This window comes from Nocardia sp. NPDC023852 (genome assembly GCF_040639505.1).
Taxonomy (GTDB): Bacteria; Actinomycetota; Actinomycetes; order Mycobacteriales; family Mycobacteriaceae; genus Nocardia.
On the sequence record NZ_JBFAAB010000009.1, the window covers coordinates 84,520 to 102,107 of the forward strand.

Here is a 17,588-nt window from a genome sequence, read left to right on the forward strand (position 1 = left end):
CAGATGCGGATGTAGCCGACGTGGTGGGGATGATGGGTGGCCGGGTCGAGGGGGTGCTGAGTCCGATCGGAGTGCCGCGGGAGCGCCGTAATCCGGGTGTGTGGTTCGCCGCCGAACCGGATCGGAACGGGGACCCCGATGGCACCGCACCGGGTCCGGGGCGCTCCGAGTCGACGGAATCCGGGCAGGGGTTCGGTTCACGGCTGGCGGGCCGGGCGTTCTGGCGGCGCCGTGGGCGGTGGGCGCGGGGAACAGCGAACGGACCCGCCGAGCCTATCGAGGCACCGCCCGCCCAACTGTCGGCCGAGGAGAACGAATCCAGTGTCGAGCCGACCGGATCCGCGGACCCCGACAAAACGGAACAGCCAGACGGCACCGAAGGCGGCAATGAGAGGCGACCGCTGCTGCGCCTGATTCGCACCGACACCGAGTTCCGCCTGGCGCTCAGCGGCAAGGTCGGCTCAGGAATCGGAGACACGATCTGGGGATCGGCGCTGCCTCTGATCTTGCTGGAAAACGCCGGACCGGGGGTGGCAGGTGCCGTTGTCATGGCTGGCAACCTGCCACATCTCATCGGCGCGCCGATCGCGGGATATTTCACCGACTTCTACGACATCAGGCGGATCCTGCGGATCAGTCAGGCCGTGGGGTTGGCAGCAGCGGGCACAGCGAGCGTCGCCCTGGCGACGGGAACTCCGAATCTCGTCCCTATACTCGTCGGTACAACATTCCTGGAGGCAGGCGCCTTCGTCTTCTACTCCAGCAGTATCACCCGGGCGCTCAAGGAAATGGTCGGCCCCGCAAAACCGATGCGAGAAGGACTGGCCCGCTTCAATTCCTCTTATCAGAGTATCGTCCGAGTGGCAGGAAATGGGTTGGGACCCATTCTGCTGGGCACAGCCCCATGGCTGCCCGCCCTGGCAAATGCGGCATCATACGGCTGGAACCAGGTGGCATTGTCGCCGTTGCGAAAGTTCTCCACCGCGCCCATACCCGATGACTCGAATGCTTTGAAGGAACTGCGCAAGTCGCTCGGCGAAGGCATCCGTGTAACCCGTGAAAACCCCTTGATCCAAAGTGCGACCATTAACCTTGCGCTCACCAATCTCTTTCTCGGGATGGAGTCGCTCTCCTTTGCGTCAATAATCGCAGGCTCCGATATCACGTCGTGGCAGGCGGGAGCAGCCGTCGTGATCCCATCTGCCGGGGGCTTGATCGGAACCGCGATGCCCAGTAAGTGGTTGGACAAACTCGGCATTGAAAGCCTGCTCACCGTCAGATTGGTCGGCTTGGCCGGGGCCGGTGTGGTGATGGCAACCACCACCAACCCCTGGGTTGCCGCCGCAGGGCTTGCCGGTGGCTGGGCAGTTCTGGGGGCGGGTGGTGTCGCTATCAGTGCCTACCGGGACAAGGTGATCCCGGCGGAAGTGTACGGGCGAACGGGCTCCATCTCGACCATGACGAACAGGGGTATGTTCGCGGTGGGCGCTTTGGCCGGTGGTGTCCTGCTCGATCAATGGGGAATGGAACCGGCGACCTGGTCTATCGCCGCGGCATTCAGCACCATCGCGGCCGGCTCCGTCGTCCGGAAAGCCCTTCGACGCCTCAAGAAGTCGAATGATCCGGCTGCCCGGAAGCTTCTGGACTGCATCAACCAAACAGCCGAAGCAACGTGGGCGCTCGGCCTCGACAAAGGAATCAAACCCAAGCCAGGACAAAACAAATGGACCCACCTCAGAGACGCCATCGCTACCCAACTCGTCGAAACACACCTCGACCCTGACACCGACGACCCCCTCGCCCACATCATCGATACCGTCGAGCGGGACAAGGACATCGACACCGCCGTCATCCTTATCGACGACGGCAAGAAGATGCACTCCTACACCGTCACCAAAGCCAACGGCCACATCGTCATCTTCGACACCAACATCATCGATCCCGACAACCCCTCCCTCGACCCCGAGGACTCCGGCCGCATCCCCCGCGTCCGCACCCGCGACGAATGGCAACAGTCCTTCACCCGCGTCACCAAAAAGTCCGAAGCCTACGTCGCCTACCTCACTACAGACGACCACAACAACCTCACCAACCTCCACCCCACTCAACCCAACCAACGAACCCCACGCAAGAGAGGGAAAGTCCAAGGTCGCCCCGCTGAAAACAACGGCGATGAGTTGTCGAATGCACCCGATCACGGGGGTGGGGCACCGGACTCGCCGCAGCTGAACTCCAAGGCTCGGTTCGCGCCGCTGTTCCGAAACGAAATCCCTGTGCCGCGGGTTGTGCGCTGGACCGACTCCGGGTGGGCCGAGGTCGACGCCGATCCGGTCGGCGAAGATTCCGGTTCGATGGCTGCAATGTCGGATCATGGTGCTGCTGAACAGATTTCGAAGCTGGAACGCGAACGCGACGAGCTGATCAACCGGCTGGGGATGCACAGCACGGCCGGTCTTTCGCTGCCTACATTCCCGATTCGGGACGCGATCGCGACCATGACCGACCGGCTGGCCGGCGATCTCGCGGCATTGACAGCGTGGCTCGGCGCCGCACCGGATCGGGTCACCTTGGACTACGACTCGTTGCACCGATTGAACGGTTTCCGCGACGGCATCCGGCGCGAGGGTGCGTTGCTGGCGCGGTTGTCGGAGGTGCTGGATGGGCTCGATCAACTCGGCAGTAACGCCGAGTTGATGGTGCCGATCCCGCACCGAGACCGCCATGAAGACGCGACGCTCGACTTCGAGGCCGCCGAACATCGGGTGACGGGTCTGGAGCGGGAGCGGAAAGCCCTGGCCGAGCGGCTGGAAATCGCCGACCAAGACCAGTTGGCGCCGACGTCGACGCAGCTGGTGCAACGGCGTCGGGCGGCCGAGGCCGACTGGACGGCGTTGGCCGAGACACTGCACGTCGATCCGGCGGACCTCGCCGACCTGCCGCTGGATATCTTCGGCGATCCCGCCGACCTTCCGACCGGTGATCCGCTGGTGCCGCTCGCGCAATTCTTCTGGGGCGTGGACGAGAAACGGGCCGAGATCATGTCTCGCGCCGCGGATATCGTCCGGCTCATCGATGTGGTCGCCGAACTCGACCAGGCTGCCGAGGTGCTCGACGACGAGGTGGCGCGGCGTTACCAGCCGCAGCTGCGGTCGGCGGGCGAGTGGGAGACCGTGCATGTCAAGCACTCCCCGGACCCGGATGGCGGACCTGGTGAGCTGCATGTCGTCGCCATGGCCGGCAGGCATCGTGCGGCCCTGGAACAGCTGGCGAACAGACCGGGCTTCCAGGACGTGTTGGCGCCGACTCCGCCGTACCAGATCTTCTTGGTGGAGGTGCGGCCGGAACCGGATGGCCGGACACATCACGTGCGCACCGAGCTCCAGCAACCTGCCCCGGCGCCGCGCGACGTCCAGATCCGGGCGACGCCGCTGCGCGAGGACCCGGAGCAGGCCGAATCCGATGAAGAGCAGCAGCGGCTCGAGCAGGAGCGCGCCCGAGCCCGAGCCTGGATCGACCCCGAGGCGCCGAAGTCACAGGTTCGTGCGATCCGCAGGCGAGTCATCGACCACGAAAAGGAATTCCGGCGGCGCCGCCACCTGGAGTGGTGCGTCGCTGTGGTCGATCACCTTGCCGCGATCGTGCGCAACGCCCCCGATGACCGGCCGGACAGTGACGCGATCGATTCGAGTCGGCTGGTGCGAACGGCCACCTGGAATATGGCGGGCGCTCGCCACTCGCGGTCGTTCGAGGCGCTCGACTACAGCGCCGTCGATCTGCCGGCTTTCGTCGATAAGCTGCGGTGGTTCGATGACGAGTCACCCGTGGATGTCGTCTTCGTGCAGGAGTCGGAGGTGGGCCCGGACGGTTCGACCGCGCGGCGATTAGCAGCCATGGCCGGCTACCCGTACGTACGTGAGACCGTGATGTGTCCGTCGCATATGGACACCACCAAGGATCTGGCCATTGCGGTGCTCAGCAGACGGCCGATCGAGGAATTCCGCGAGATACTGCTGCCGACTCCGACGCTCGAGCTGAGACTCTGGGGCGAGGTGGTGCCCCCGGAGGATCGGTACGACCGGTACGCACTGGCCGTCAAGATCGGCGGCATCTGGTTCGTGACTCTGCACCCGACGCCGCTGGGTTTCTTCGGCCGCAGCTACGAAGAGCACGAAGATGCCGAAGGCGGGGCGCATGGCAGGGAGATCATCGAGCATCTGCTGCGCTCCCTTCCGAATGGTCCGGTCGTGTTCGGCGCCGACTTCAACACCGATGATGTGCGCCTGGTGTACCAGCAGGCCATCGACGAATTGGGTCTGCGTGTCGCGCTCGATCGGGGGACCTGGACCGTTCCCGGTTGGGACGGTGCGCCGGACCAGGTGCTGGCCTCCGCTGAATTCCAGACGATCGACAGCACCATCGAAGTCACCGACACCGACCACTATCCGGTGTTGGCCGACCTGTGGATTACCGACGAGGAATTGCTCCGTTCGTGGATCGCGGCGCGGTCTGCTGTCGATCAGACGGACCGCGACGGTGTGGATGACGATGGTGACGACAGCAGTGGCGGTACTACCGCGGCCGACAGCGACGGCGACCAGGGATCCGATGTCATAGCGGCGCACATGGACGCAGTCGCGACCGAATCCATAACCCTATACACACACGTCACCGACGCAGGAACAGAAATCAGGCCGCGTACCTGGGTGGATTCCGAAGCCTCGGCTCCACCGCCGTTTTCAACCTTTTACCGGAGTCGGGCCGGGATCGAGAAATGGTTCAGATTAGATATCGATTGGGGCGTCCGACTGGACCGATATGAGTCGCTCGGGCCGATCAATCCGCATTTCAACTGTCACGGCTACACATTCTCGCTCAATGGCGGAGCGGGGTTCCTGAGCCCGGCTACAGTCGAGCTGATCTTGGTGGAAAACAAATTCTATCGAGTGAATGACACGGGCGATATCGCGCCTGGAGATGTTGTGATATATCGAAGCGATGGTGCCATAACGCATTCGGCAGTCGTCTCTCTGGTTACTCCAGACGGTATCTATGTGGATTCCAAACACGGCATTCTCAATGTGACCAGGAATGAGGTAAGCGAACTCGTCGGAAGAATGTACGGTTCGAGTTACGAGTTCTATCGCACCAATCGTCCGGGTGGTAGGTACCTGACCCGGCTCGAGCACACGAGCACGACATCGACGCCATGGCCGCCCCAAACCGTTGCGGACGACTCGCCGTCGGCCGGTGACGGCGCGGCTGGAACACCGGAGCCCGAGGCCGTTCGCACCGATATCGATGAGTTGCTCGAGCGATATCACGAGAACCGCGACGATGGCGAGGACGAGGACGGCAGTGGCGGTACTGTCGTACCACAACCGGGACCGATCACGAGCGGTCCTACAGGTGGAGCCGGTGCGGTTCCGGACGGGGATGCTCTCGAACAGCGGGAATCTGGGGGAACCGAGGCTTACGAGCCAGCGGACGATTCGAGTACGCAGACTTTCGAGCAGCGGGGTGCCCGGGAAAATATGGAGACCGCGGTTTCGCCGCCACCCAATGGGGGCGGAATTTCCGCCGGCTCCGCCTTCGGGCCGAAACACGGGCTGCGTGACCAGGATGGTCGGCCGGTCGAGGAACTCGGCGAACCCGAGCTGGCCGAGCGTCTGGCTGGGAAGACACGGTCGGCCGCCGGGGTCAGCCAGAAGGGCGCGACCCACCACCGCAACGAAGACGCGATGGTGGTCGTCGAGTTCACCCGCGCCGGGAAGCCGGTTGTGGCCGCCGCGGCATTCGACGGGGTGAGCGGGGCGCCGGATGGGCACCGCGCAGCTCAGGAGGCGGCGGCAGAGCTCGGCACCTACCTGGAAGAGAAGTGGTCGCGGGCTCGGTTCGGGCGCAGGCTCACCCTGGAGGCGATACTGCGGGACGCGCTGCACCACGTTCAGCTGAAGGTGCAGGCATTGGGGCAGCGGCCCGAGTACGCCGACCACCCGGACGGGCCTCCCCAGTGCACGGTCGCGGCCGCGGTCGTGGAACAGGATCGGCTGGTCATCGGGTGGGTTGGGGACAGCCGAGTGGGTTGGGTGTCTGCCGACGGCCGGCATGCGATCTGGTTGACCGACGACCACTCTTCCATCCGGATGTTCGCGGCGGAGCGCGGAATAACCGAGCGCGAGGCGCTCGAAAATAATCCGTGGCTGCGGGATTACCAGCACGCCATCGAATACGCCCTCGGCCGGGAGGGCCGGATCCCGGCGGGCCCGGACGACCACGTCGTACCGGGGGAATACGTCAAAACCGTTCTGGTATCGGATGACATCGACGCGCCCGTGACAGCCGAGGACGGCACGATCACGGTGCCGCGGGGCGGTGTCGTGTTCACGGTTACCGACGGTGCGGTGAAGACGATGTCCGGTGCCGAGGCGCTCGGCGATGCTGTCGGCAGAAACGCCGATGACCTGGGCGCGACCGCGGCCGCGGTTGTCGACCGCGCGAATGCCGAAGGAGAAGTCGACGACATCACCATCGTGGCCGTCCGGCATCCGTCGGCCGACGGCGAGGCCCCACAGCCCGATGCCGCCGCGCCGCCGAAAAAGCCGCGAGCGCGGTGGCGGACGCCGACTCTGCGGAGCAGGCGCGGTGCGGCGGAGCCGCCGGTGCCGTGGCCCGGCACCGGCGCGGCGGGGTTTTCGTCGCGCCGCGGCCTCGCGGACTACGGACGCACTCCACCACTCGGCGAAGGCAGCGCTGTGCCGGAGTTCGGCATCGCGGGCCGGAACACGCGGGCGACCCCAATCAGCCGGACACAGCGCGATAGTACGTTGCTCCAGGGCGGGCAGGAGGCTCCGTGGGTCCACGACGGCGCCTTGGGATCGGTGCGCACACGGCCGTCCGGGGAATTCGGCGGGCCGAATGCGGATCCTGAAGTAATTCAGCAGGCCCACGAGGATTTGATCGCCGAACGGGCAGAGGCAACGGCGGAACTGGCGAAGGCGGCTGCCAGGACGGGCGCCGATCTGGAGATTGTGCAGTCGGATCGGTTCGAACAGGAGCTGGAGGCCTCCCGGCGACGCCTGGATGAACAGGGGGTCCTCGCCGCGGACCGCTACGACACCGACCTGCGGGCGGCGACAGTTCGTTACCGCGAGGTCGCGACCATGGTTCGTCGGCTCGAGGAACTCGGTGGCGTGTCGAAGGATGCGACGCCCTCGCGGTACCGACTGTTGACGAAGCATGCTGCTGCGGTGCTGGCCCGGCGGGCAGTGCTGCATGAACTGCGGCAGGCTGCCGCCCTTGCGGGTGCTGACCTGGCGGCGTTGCGGTCGGCGGCGCGCGTCAGGACTGAGATGGACACGTTGCGCGGTCGGATTCCCGATGAGGCATATCGGCAGCTGTCCTCGCTGCTGAGCAGCTATTTCGACATCACGGAATCGGTTCGCCGGCTGGAGCGGGCTATCGCGGCACATGACGCCGTTGTGGAAAGTCGTGTTGCCACCACCGATCCCGATAAGTCTCTCGCGGTGCGAGACATTCGGGCCTTTTCAGCAGAGCAGCGAGAAGTGACCGTCGGGTTCGGCTGGGGTGAAGCGGGGGCGGTGGAAGCTGCCGCGTCCGCGTTGGGGGACAAACTGCGGGAATGGGGTTGGGGCGACCCGGATCAGATCACCGGGGCGATGGACGTGGTGCATCACGCCGGGCTCGGCGTGATGCGATTCGTAGCGGACTTCCCTGCGCTGGAGGAGCTGAATGAGTTCGGAAACATCAATGGGCTTCCCGAAGCGTTGCCAGTTTTTCGCCCCCGAGGGGATCTGGATCATCTCTTCACCTGGAAGATGCTGCGACCGCGTGTGCAATTGACGATGAGATTGTCGACGGAAGCCGATGTCCGATCGCTGCACATCTCCGTCGAATGCGATCAACCCAGGCCGGTGGGCCCGTTGGACGAAGACCTCCGTCGGGGCCTGGCAGAGCTCGTTCCGCACCACAGTGCAGACGCGGTAGGTGCGGAGGTGTACCGGTCGCTCGAGGCTGCCACTCGGTCGGGGGTTGAGACGCATGGTGAAGTGTGGGCGCGTTTCGACGAGCAGCGTGTTGTGGAAGCGCCGACCCGAGGGCCGGTCGACGGCGACGAGGTGGCTGAGTCGCCGGACCAGACAGCGCGGGATTTCGAGGCCAAGCGACGGGTCGTCGAGAAGCTGTACGACGATCACCATGTCCGGTTGCTCGGATGGAAGGACGAGGATGTCCTGATCGACGCCTTGGTGTCCGCCGACCGCACGTTGCGCGAACTGATCGCGGAATATGGGGGCAAGCACAACCTTCGAGAAGTGCGCTTTCTCGATAAGTATGCGTTGAGAGCCATCGACACGCTGTCAGAGGATTCTGCGGCAGTGACGTATTACTGCGGGACTAGTTACACCGCGACGCACGGGAATTACTACGCGGGCATCGCGATCGATCGAAGAGTGATAGCCGACCCGGCATGGTCTGCGGATACATTGCAGAATTCACAGGCGACCTCCTGGTGGGGCAGGTCGTCGGGTGACCTCGTCTCCGCTGTCCTGCGCCATGAGTTCGGCCATGTGGTGGATCAGTCTCGCGGAATCACCAGGTCCGGTGGCGGTATTCGAGAGAGCCTGCACAAAGCCTTCGATGTTTATCGCAGTCGTGGGTTGCTGGCGGCGGAGACCGAATTCGCCGCCTGGTTGGAGCTGCTTCCGCGCTATGCCTTCATCGACGGCGACCCGGCAAAGGGGTTGCAGGACAAGGAGACACTGGCGGAGGGTAGCAAGGCCGGGGCGCTGGACACGTCGTTGCCGTTGACCGACCCGGCGCGGATAGTGCACGGGTTGTCGCATGGCTTGGACGCGGAACAGTGCGCGACGACCCTGGCGGACTGGACGCAGGCGCACACGGTCAACCGGGAGAGCTTGGCTGGGCTGCTGCGGTCGTCGGCGGAACTGCCCGACACGGCGCCCCCCGCCGAGGGCGACGGATCGACCCTGCGCCCGGATGTGCCGTGGCCGCACGCGTACAACCAGTGTGGTCCGTTGACGATGCAGGACATCGGCGCGGTGACGGGCAGGGACGGTCTCGGCGGTTTCACTGCCGGTCTCGACGGTCTGCTGGTCAGCCGCATCGAAAACGTGATGGGCGGGCGCAAACAAGCTTTCACGAGTATCGGTGAGGCCGTGGCCAGGCTGAAGGAATGGGGCGCCCGGCTGGATAAGGAGAACCTGGGCAGCGGCCGTGACGTGGGCTTGCTCGTGTTCGACCCGACGCACACCGGAAAGGACGGGGCGCACGGAGATCTCGGTCACGCGTACTGGCTGGTCCGTCGGGTGGACGCGGACGGAACCGTGCGAATCGAGGTGCGTGATCCCGGTAAGGGGGTGTTCCAACCCAATTTCGTGCCGTCCCCGGAGTCGGCCGGTCGTCCGGTGTTCGGCATGTTCCTCGACAGTGACGGTGAGCGGGTGGAAGTCGCCGACGCCGACGGTGTCGTGCGGACCAGCGACCGCGACTTCCGTGTCGGCGCGTCCGACCCGGACGACACACCCCCTGGACAGTCCAGTCGCGGGCGCGTGCCCCCCGGAGCGCCGCAGCCGGAGGCCGCCCCGGAGAGTCTTCCGGACGGGGATGCTCCCGAACAGCGGGAATCTGGGGTAACCGAGGCTTACGAGCCAGCGGACGATGCGAGTACGCAGACTTTCGAGCAGCGGGGCGCCCGGGAAAATCTTGGGTCCAGCGGTGCTCCCGTCCCGAGTGGTCCGCCTGAATCGCCGATTGGCCCCACACCAGACGGATCCGAAGTGCCCGAAGGCGCGTCCACAGGGCAGGCGAGTACCCGGGACGGATCCGTTGCCGAACCAGGCACGTCAAGCGATCCGATATCCGATGTGGTCGCCGCCTTCGCCGCGCATCCCCCGGTGCCGAACCAACCGGAGACAGCGACCGGCGTAGCCGGTGAGTTGCCCTCGAATCTGCGCCGCATACTCGCGATCGCCGAGAGTGAAGCCGAAGAGGTGGCAGCCGAAGCACTGCGGCCGATTCGGGATCTCGGCTTGGGAACCGAGCGTCTGCACCACAAGGCCGCCGCGGACATCGAAGAGGCGATCCAAGGTCTACAGGATTGGCAACGAAGTCGGTTCTCTGCCGTGCTGCGCCGGCTGGTGGTCGATGATGAGGCGGTCCGCACGCTGGCCGACCTGGAAGCGATTCCCGGGGTCCTCGAACATTTCCAGCGGTTGAAACCGCACATCGACAGTGCCCGCCGATATGTGCACGACGTGCGCACGGCATTGGCGATGGTGATGGCCCGCCGAATGCTCGCGGGGAAGGGCGCGCACCCGATTCTCGACAACCGCGGGCGCGTGATCGAGGGAGTCGGCGTCGTGCCGGGCGAGGGCATCCTGGTTGTATCGCCGTTGCACGGCCAACAAGATCTGCTGGACAGAAGGTTGCCGGGGCTCCGGGAGCACGCAGCCGGTGCGGGTATCCCGATCGGGTACCGGCAGGTGCTGGTCGGCGAGGACGGGCAGGTGACCGTCGAGTCGATATCCGGTATTCGCGAAGAGCGAACGGAGGAGCCCGAGTACGGGTTCTGCACGAACAGCGACGAAATCGAATGGGTCAACAGACTCGCCGACGACCGGCCCTTCCGGGAAAAGCTGATCGAGGCGATCGATTCGGGCATCCGCGAACGTGAGCTCATCCCTGGCGTCTCGGGGTATGACACGACGTTCGAAAGCGTATATGTCAACACCTACAACAACGGTTTCGTGGCAATCGAGAAGACATGTCGGGATGCGGAAGAGGCTAATTCCCTCGAGCTGTCTCTACTGACCCACAGAAATGCCGGAACGCGAACCCCGGACTGGCTGCGAGCCAATAAACGCGTCGTCCTCATGGAATACGCGCGTGGAGCGGCCATGTACTCCGACGCGCCTGAGTATTCACTCTACTTCCACACTCCGGCAGCACAGCGTATAGGTCTGGCTGACAATCTTATTCGAACGCCTGATCGACACGCGGATGGCAACCTCAGGATCCATAGAAGCTTCCATTTGATACCCTTCGGAAACCGTAGGGGGTTCATGAATGCATGGCCGCCAGGTGGTTACTCATCGCACTTCTCAATAGTTCGGGACGGTAGGCTGGAGTGGGTTCGGCACCGTTTCTCGCGTGCGGAAATCCAGGCGATTCGGCAACGAACGATCGCCTCCGAAGCAGAATTCATCCGTTTGGGTGGACAGTCCGCGTACCTGGACGAGCTGGCCATCCTCGCCAGGATCGAAGAACACGCGGTGGAGAATATCGCGCCACCGACCCTGGACGATGCTGTGCGGACTCTGGAAAAGTTCCGTGACGAGCTGGCGGGCATCGTCGGCCTCGACAGTCCTCGTGATACCTGGACGCATCAGAACTGGCGCCAGGCCATCGAAGAATTGAAACAGCAGTATCCCGACGATTCCGATTCGGAGATGCATTACTATCTCGATACTCTCGAGAGGCTGAACGCACTTCACCTGCGCGCACAGATGAATCAAGTAAGCGCCGAAGAGCTCGGCGGCACCTGGCCGGGATCGACCGAAGAGTATCTGGACAGCCTGTCACACTGGCTCGCCGACCTGGAGGCGGCGGAATACCCGGTGCCTGACAGCGAGTCCGATGAGGAGTGGCAGGCACACTTCGACCGCGAAACCCGCCGCGCGACGACAGAACAACGTTCAGTCGAAGCCCCCGCCTCTGATTCCCTGGACGACGATGCGCGTGGGCTCTCCGCCGACGAACAGCGCGTCGAGGGGGCCGTCGAGAGCCCTGTGCTCGCGCCCGATGCCGATGTTCGGAGCGACTCGTCGCCCACACGCACAGCTGCCACCGCCGGCGGTAGCGCGACAACACCGGCCATGCCGGGCGCCGACGGGTCTGCACCGGGCCCGGCAACCGCCTTCGACAACGACATGTCCAGCGCGCCCACACGACACGTACACCGCGGCAGATTCGCCGGCGAGCCTGGATACGCCGGACTGGGCGAAGCAGCCTTCTTCCACCACCCCGAAGACCGCAACCAAGACGAAGGCCCCTCCATACCTTTCCCGGCCCGTCCCGTGCCGGAGGAGTCGCCGGACAGTCCCGGCCTTGTAGCCGAAGCGCCCGACGCCGAGCACACGAACACCGAACTCGCCCCGGAGGCCGATCACACACCCGAAGCGGCCGCGCCCCATATCCGCAGACAGTTCGTCGTCCGCGAAGGCGATGAGGCTGATGGCACAGCCGAAGACGTAGGCAAACGAGTTGTTGCCGCCCATCCGGCACGCGATCGAATGCTGGAGCTGCTGGGCGAGTTCACCTGGCTCGCCGACGAGCAGATCGGCAAAGCGAACCTACTGTTCACGCAGTTGGTGGCGCAGTCGCGGGCGCAACCTCTCGGGATGATCGAAGCCGTCATCACGGCAACGGACACGCAGGGCATACGCAAGACACGTTTCGAGGTGATCAACGACACCACTGTCGACCCGCAGAGCGGCGGCTCCGGCACCGAAACGGAACAGGGCCCGACAATGGCGCTCAAAGTCTTCGCGGATGATTACGGCACCACCGTCCTGGACGACGGCGCCCGGAAATCCACATGGTTCGAACTGCATCACCCGATCGATGACGAACTGGACACCCATAACGGCTTCGACGGCGCGATGTCCGTCGAGATAGTCATCGACTCGACCGTGGTCGAGGGCCAGGACGGACAGGGTTCTGCTGTCTGGGGGGTGGTAACCAGCGCGGAGTTCCAGGCGGATCGTCTGTTACTGCATGCCAACGAAACTCGGATTGTGGTTCCTATGGTCGGAGAGCTCACCAGTCTGAAACCGTATGGTTCTCCACCGTTCACGATCGATATCGACACCGATGCTCCTCCAGTGGACTGCCGGATCGAGTACGGCGCCGATCCGCACGGGCAGCCCTTCGCGTGGATCGTGCTCGAGCATCCGGACGCCGACATCCCACACCTCGACAACCTGCGGAGCAAGATTGATGCCGCTCTGCACGCACGTTTCCCGAACAGGGTGATCGAAGTCCGCGACGATCTGGGTGACCAGCCCGGTGTAGTCCGATACATCCGGCCGAGGGCACAACCGGTGCCGGGGCCGACACCCACGCACAGGAGCGGGCCTCCCGAGCCGCCAGCCAGCGCCTCCACTCCAGATGTAGAGGCGGCCGCCGACAGCGCCACTGCCGTCGATATCACGCCGGCCGAGTTCAATGCTGCGTATGCGGACGCCGTACACGCCGTGAAATGGCTGTGCATGTACCAGTTGTTCGAAAAACACCGTCGCCATCAATTCTTCTGGCCGACGCAAGCGAGCGGTGCTGCGACAACTCACCTGGAATGGGCATCCCTCATGCCTCCCGATATCGCCGCCGACCCGGCAGTTGCCCCGCTCCTGAACGCATTCGCCACCTTCCTGCCGTGGGGTGAGCCACTGGCAACACTGGGAGCGCTGCAGGTGACCAACACTGCGGGATATCCGGAGAAATTCGAATTGTCACTCTCCGAGTACCTCCTGTACCGGCGATATGGATCTCCACTCGGCGCCGATCCGGAAACTGTTCGTAGCGTTGCCGCGGACTACGTTGCTCTAGAGCGTCTGGAGGCACTCGCCGCAGCGGCGCCAGACCCCCGAAACGCGGAGAGACTCCGGCAGGTGGCGAGCGAATTGGCGGAATTCCTCGCCGAGTCGGGGCCGATCGCCGATGGGTTGCGCGATACCGACCCCGCTTTGCGTGGGTGGTTCAATCCACGGCCGAATAACGAATGGCGCGCCATGGACTCGTTCGCGCCGATCCACTTCCCCATACCCGAGATCCTCGTCACCACACCCGCGACACCCGCCTCGCAACCGGTGGAAGCGACACCCGGAGAACCTGCGCCCACCGCATCGACGATCGACAGCCGGGAGACATTCACCCCCAAGAAGCTGGCAGAATTCCTCGACCGACGACGAGAGCAGGACAGCACCACTGCTGTCGATACTCCCCTGGAAGCTCCGGGCCCCGATACGCCGCCGCCGGACGGTTCGCCTGACGCCGACGAGGACACCGACCAGGCCGACGCCACCGGTGCGGGTGAGACATCCTCGGAGTCGTTGCAGCAGACGATACGGCGAATAGTGCAAGGCGAAGTCGGCGGTTCCACCCAGGTTGCCGACGACATCACCAGGGAAGTGCTCGGGCAGGAAGGCGATCACGACCCGGAAACACTCATCGCGGATGCCCGGAACCGCGCGGTCGAACACGTCAGGCACGAACGGTTCCGGCAGTCGATGCTGGTGACCTTGATCGAATTCGTGAAGGTCGACGCGTCCGATCCGCTGGCTCGAGCACTGGCCCCCGGACGAACCAGGCAGGAAGTGGACAACGCCATCGCCGCCCTTCCCGACGCCGAGCGGGATTACCTCATGGCGCGGTTCTGGGACGGGCTGACGCGCCCGGAGGCCGCGCACAGGCTGCATCTCGAGGAATTGCCACGGACGGTCGAGCGCCGCGCACTCCGTCGGCTGGCGACAACATTGGCCGCTACCGCTACCGCTACCGCTACCGCTACCGCTACCGCTACCGCTACCGCTACCGCTACCGCTACCGCTACCGCTACCGCTACCGCTACCGCTACCGCCGCTGACAACGACAGTGACTCCCGTCCGGAGAACCATCCCGGAGAGGAATTCGAAAGCCCTGTAACTCGTCGCTCTCGGTTGGGCCAAATCAAATATTTCGGTGGAACGGAGGGGTGGTCTTTGCCTGCCTGGGCGGCCGAGTCGCTACTCGAGGAAGGTAAGCGCGGTCTGTCGAGAGCTCTGGCAGGGAGTAAGAATCAGAATGTTCCGGTCGGCTACGTATACGGGAAACCGCGGTATTTGGTGCGCTTTCCAGCGCCTGCGGCCGACAATCTGGACAAAAATAAGATCGTCGAATGGCGAGTGTACAAGCAGCTTGCCGAGCAAGGTCAGCGCGGTGTGCCGCGGATATACCATGTGTACTACGACGTCGAGATGCCCGATGGCCGCCGGGTCGATGAGGTGCTCCTCATGGAGTTCCTGGAGGGCGATCAGATCGCCGGCCTCCTGGAATCCGCCGACCAGGAGACCATGGGGACCATCATCGACGAGGTGGTGGAACTGTTCACCGAGCTACATGAGCAGACGTTCATGGGCATTGGTGATCGCCGGAGGTTCATCGACGAACTCGTCGCCGAGGAGATGGCCAACCTCGCGGCGGCTCTCCCCGAACTCGGTGAGTGTCTCGCCATGCTCGGAATTCCGGCAGAGCCCTTCGCGCCTGTTGTCCGGTTGATCAATTCGGGCATTATGCAGTCGGAATTCTGCGCGCCGTTCGCCCTCATACATTTCGACGCGCATTTCAAGAACCTGCTCCGCCTTCGTGCCCCGTCGCGGACAGGGGTAGCCGCAGTGGACTGGGAGCTGGCGAGGCCAGGAGACCCGATTCTCGACTTCGTCCGTATGTATCACCTCACCGGATCCGGACCCGCCACCGACCACTTACGACAGAAAATGTCGGTGCCACCGAACGTGTGGGATCTGTATTTCCTGTTCCTGGAGATTCAGAGAATCGTTCACGACATCATCCGCCTGGCGCGTTCTACCGATGCCGGACTGCTTACTCCGGAACAGATACAATTCGTAACCAAGGAATTGCGTGGCGCCTTCGCAACGGCGAGACCGGCTTGGGGCGAGAGCGCGGATCTGAGCAGTAACCAGATCTTCCGAGCCCTCGGAGTCTGGGGTCCGCCACCAGCGCAGTGGACCGGCTCTGGCGACCGTGCTCCGGCGCCCCCCAACGAGGAGCCGGCGGATATCGATCGCGCCATGCCGGTGCGCGACGAAATCGAGATACCGGACCTCGCCACCGCCGGCTACCAGGAACTCGATGAGTGGGCCGCTGCCCTGCCCTTCCATGCAGCCCGGCCACTCATGGCCGAGATGCGAGGCAAAGTCGCCGAAAACCTGGCGGCGTTCTACGGCGGCCAGCCGCGATCGGTCACCGAGCTGACCGACGCGGCACGGATTCTGAACGCGGTGATCGCCCGCTTGGGATACAACCTCGACGGCCTACTCTTTTATCTCGGGGAACTTCGGGTCGACTTGGGAATTCTCAACAACGAAACATTGTCGGAGATCGTGTTCACCCTGGCAGGGTGGCGACCGGTTGCCCATGAGATGTGGGTCAGCGCGCAGATGGTGGTCGACAGTATCGGCAGCCTCGGCGACCCCTATGCTGCGCCTCATCCGCTGCACGGGCTTCCGGTGCCGTTCTGGGAAATTCATCGTAGCCTGGAGCGCGTCGCCGAAGCAGCAGATGAGGCGCGAGAAGCCATCTCCGGCCGCGGCCACACCATGGATGACCCGCGCCGACAGCGCTTGATTGCCAGCATCGAAGAAGCGATGTCGCGATTCGAGGATATGGGACGAAGGCAGTACCAATCCCGGTCCGCATCGGCCGACAACTATCTACGAATGAGATCGGCAGCGCAGTTCAGCCCAGTGCTCGTCGAGCTTTGCCGAAAAATCTCCGGCCAACAGGTGGCATACGAGATTGCGCGGCACCAGTTCGAGGAGCATGCCGGCGCTCTGGCCGCGCCCTACCTTTCGAGCCTGGTTCTCGGTGGAATGCACTACGCAATCCAAACGAGTTTGTATCAAACCGGGCTTGGGTGCTTCGAAGACGCAACCGACGTGCTGGACGACCTCGAGCGCCGCATACCCGGCCACTGGGCACCGCGCGCTGCCGCACGCGAGATGCGCCTACTACGCGACGAACTCGCCGACATCGATCGCACTTTGCCGGACGGTCTGCAAGGGCAACGAATGAGCGAGGCCGCAGCCGCCCGACTCATATATAGCGCAGAGCTCAGCGAAGCGCTCGAGGAAACTGTCCAGCTGGCGCGCCAATCGGCTCCGGACCCCGGCTCACTCGACCACCCGTTCTTGCTGGAAGTCCTGCGGGAGTACGGCGAGCCGCCGGCACCGATGCCGCCCCTCACGCCGGATGATATGTGGACGGATTATCCGGACCAGCAAGCCTCCGATTACTGGAACTCGTATGAGACAGAGCATTACGGAGTCATAGCGGAAATCGATGACGGTGTCCTTAGTGTCCGTATAAAGGTCGGTCCCGGAACGCCGCCAGGGCATGTGATGTTTCGAGAGCTCATGAATTCCATTCCTCGTCCGGTGCACGAGATCCGTGGGCATTGGAGTTTCTACGGTCGCGGAAACGAATTGGTTCGCCCACATGAGGTGACCGCCGAGAACGAGCACGAATGGCTGGGGGACGACCTCGAATCTTTCAATGCCTTCATGCAGGACCTGTTCCTGTCCCCCGAAGAGGCGGTCCGGAACACCTTCACCGCCAAGATGGCGGCCGAATACGGTTACACCCTGGTTCGATTCGTCACTCTCAAAGGACAGGATGGTGAGCGCGTAGTAGAAGGTACTCGCTCCTACGGTGAATTCACCGAGGTCGATGTGCGGTTCAGTAAGCCCGAAGGACCCGTGCATCCCACGGGAGAC

1 protein-coding gene (running past both ends of the window) is annotated in these 17,588 nt (G+C 63.9%); it reads left to right on the forward strand.

The whole window is internal to an alpha/beta fold hydrolase gene (locus AB0H00_RS15450) on the forward strand: the coding sequence, 129,225 nt in all, runs 84,475 nt past the left edge and 27,162 nt past the right edge, and what appears here is coding positions 84,476-102,063 (codon 28,159, partial, through codon 34,021, complete); the first codon wholly inside the window starts at position 3. Both codon boundaries (start and stop) fall beyond the window edges.